This window comes from Rhizobium sp. BT-226 (assembly GCF_025847085.2).
Lineage (GTDB): Bacteria > Pseudomonadota > Alphaproteobacteria > Rhizobiales > Rhizobiaceae > Rhizobium > Rhizobium sophorae.
In genome coordinates this window covers 1-2,500 of sequence record NZ_JAOYTI010000011.1, presented here as the reverse complement: position 1 = coordinate 2,500, position 2,500 = coordinate 1, and the positions used below count along the sequence as shown (strand labels likewise).

Genomic DNA, 2,500 nt, shown 5'->3' with positions numbered 1-2,500 from the left:
GTTCTCCGCGAAATCTATTTAGGTAGAGCGTCGAGCGAATACCCCCGGGGGTAGAGCACTGGATGGGCTATGGGGACTCACCGTCTTACTGATCCTAACCAAACTCCGAATACCGGGGAGTACTACTCGGCAGACACACGGCGGGTGCTAACGTCCGTCGTGAAAAGGGCAACAACCCTAACCTCCAGCTAAGGTCCCCAAGTCATGGCTAAGTGGGAAAGGATGTGAGGATCCCAAAACAACCAGGATGTTGGCTTAGAAGCAGCCATCATTTAAAGAAAGCGTAACAGCTCACTGGTCTAAATAAGGGTCTTTGCGCCGAAAATGTAACGGGGCTGAAGCCATGCACCGAAGCTGAGGATGTGTAGCAATACACGTGGTAGCGGAGCGTTCCGTAAGCTGATGAAGGGAGACCCGTGAGGGCTCCTGGAGGTATCGGAAGTGCGAATGTTGACATGAGTAACGATAAAGAGGGTGAGAGACCCTCTCGCCGAAAGACCAAGGGTTCCTGCTTAAAGTTAATCTGAGCAGGGTTAGCCGGCCCCTAAGGCGAGGCAGAAATGCGTAGTCGATGGGAACCACGTTAATATTCGTGGGCCTGGTGGTAGTGACGGATTGCACAAGTTGTTCTGGTTTATTGGATTATCAGGGCAGCGGAGCGGTTCCAGGAAATAGCTCCACCGTATAGACCGTACCCGAAACCGACACAGGTGGTCAGGTAGAGTATACCAAGGCGCTTGAGAGAACTATGTTGAAGGAACTCGGCAAATTGCACGCGTAACTTCGGAAGAAGCGTGACCCCATTTTACGCAAGTATGATGGGGTGGCACAGACCAGGGGGTAGCGACTGTTTATCAAAAACACAGGGCTCTGCGAAGTCGCAAGACGACGTATAGGGTCTGACGCCTGCCCGGTGCTGGAAGGTTAAGAGGAGAGGTGCAAGCTTTGAATCGAAGCCCCAGTAAACGGCGGCCGTAACTATAACGGTCCTAAGGTAGCGAAATTCCTTGTCGGGTAAGTTCCGACCTGCACGAATGGCGTAACGACTTCCCCGCTGTCTCCAACATAGACTCAGTGAAATTGAATTCCCCGTGAAGATGCGGGGTTCCTGCGGTCAGACGGAAAGACCCCGTGCACCTTTACTATAGCTTTACACTGGCATTCGTGTCGGCATGTGTAGGATAGGTGGTAGGCTTTGAAGCGGGGACGCCAGTTTCCGTGGAGCCATCCTTGAAATACCACCCTTATCGTCATGGATGTCTAACCGCGGCCCGTCATCCGGGTCCGGGACAGTGTATGGTGGGTAGTTTGACTGGGGCGGTCGCCTCCGAAAGAGTAACGGAGGCGCGCGATGGTGGGCTCAGACCGGTCGGAAATCGGTCGTCGAGTGCAATGGCATAAGCCCGCCTGACTGCGAGACTGACAAGTCGAGCAGAGACGAAAGTCGGTCATAGTGATCCGGTGGTCCCGCGTGGAAGGGCCATCGCTCAACGGATAAAAGGTACGCCGGGGATAACAGGCTGATGACCCCCAAGAGTCCATATCGACGGGGTTGTTTGGCACCTCGATGTCGGCTCATCGCATCCTGGGGCTGGAGCAGGTCCCAAGGGTTTGGCTGTTCGCCAATTAAAGCGGTACGTGAGCTGGGTTCAGAACGTCGTGAGACAGTTCGGTCCCTATCTGCCGTGGGTGTAGGAATATTGACAGGATCTGTCCCTAGTACGAGAGGACCGGGATGGACATATCTCTGGTGGACCTGTTGTCCTGCCAAGGGCATAGCAGGGTAGCTATATATGGACGGGATAACCGCTGAAGGCATCTAAGCGGGAAACCCACCTGAAAACGAGTATTCCCTATCAGAGCCGTGGAAGACGACCACGTTGATAGGCCGGGTGTGGAAGTGCGGCAACGCATGAAGCTTACCGGTACTAATAGCTCGATCGGCTTGATCGTTCTCATTGACTATGCTCATCGAACTCCCGGCAAACACGAAGTGTTTGTCCGGATCGATAGTGAGTAGTGAATAGGCAGTAGTGAGTAGTGAGTAGTAAAAACTGCTCCGCCTCTTTCCTCACAAGCACCAAAGACGTGTTCAAAAAATGCGATGACGCTAGTCACTGCTGCCTTAATGGCTGCTGACTACTGCCTCATCCCCAGCTTCTCAAAACAACAAAGTTGCGCTTTGCCGACCTGGTGGTTATGGCGGGGTGGCTGCACCCGTTCCCTTTCCGAACACGGCCGTGAAACGCCCCTGCGCCCATGGTACTTCGTCTTAAGACGCGGGAGAGTAGGTCGCTGCCAGGTCTGCAAAACGCAACTTTTATAAATCAATCTTCTCATTCACAGCCAACGGCCCAAAGCCGAAACAAAGGGCCGCTCACAAAGCGGCCTTTCGTGTTATAATACTGCAGCAAATCCCCAACGATTTGCACTTGGCGCGGGGTGGAGCAGCCCGGTAGCTCGTCAGGCTCATAACCTGAAGGCCGCAGGTTCAAATCCT

The 2,500-nt window shown here is 53.7% G+C and carries 2 rRNA genes (1 of these 2 cut by a window edge); both read left to right on the top strand.

The features are described from left to right. Positions 1-1,953 (top strand): 23S ribosomal RNA (locus OIU37_RS34335); it begins 950 nt to the left of the window's first position. A gap of 236 nt (positions 1,954-2,189) precedes the next feature. Next, positions 2,190-2,304, top strand: a 5S ribosomal RNA gene (gene rrf / locus OIU37_RS34330). Positions 2,305-2,500: the final 196 nt, after the last annotated feature.